Raw genomic sequence first — 510 nt, 5'->3', positions numbered from 1 at the left:
GCAATATAACTATCGAATCCACTCTGTGCCATGAATTCCAAATTAGCTTCACTGTTAAAGCCACTGTCTGCGGTGAATTTTATTGTGTGGTCGGTTGATTGTTTTTCTGTGGTGAGCTTATCAAGTTGTTGCTTTAGTTGGGTAACCGCTGGTTCTAAGGTTTGCTGCTCACCAACCGAACCCCATGTTTGGGCTTGCAGTATTACTTGATGCTTATCATCATTAATCGCAATGCCGTTGTAACCTTGAATCGTACCTTTACTGGTTGTCATCTTCGCACTGTCTGGGTCGGTGATATTACTTTTTACAGGCTTACCTTTACTGCCTGTTTTTTCTTGATGTGTCGCTAGGTACTGCGTGATTTTTTCTGCACTTTTATCAAGTTTTTCTTTTTGCTTAAAATCATGAGTGATTTCATCTTCACCCAAACTGTCTTGTGATTGATGGCGTTCAAGTATGCGTTGACTGGCTCGGCGTAACTTGGCTTGCTTTCGCTCAAGCTCTTCAAAC

1 pseudogene is annotated in these 510 nt (G+C 41.8%); it reads right to left on the bottom strand.

Features of this window, described 5'->3' with window-relative positions:
• Positions 1–510, bottom strand: a pseudogene (locus GQS57_RS18945) (hypothetical protein); the annotation flags it as partial.

The sequence above is a fragment of the Polaribacter sp. 20A6 genome, assembly GCF_011378915.1.
Lineage (GTDB): Bacteria > Bacteroidota > Bacteroidia > Flavobacteriales > Flavobacteriaceae > Polaribacter > Polaribacter sejongensis.
Note: the sequence above shows the minus strand (reverse complement) of the source record. Positions and strands in the feature narration are given on the sequence as shown.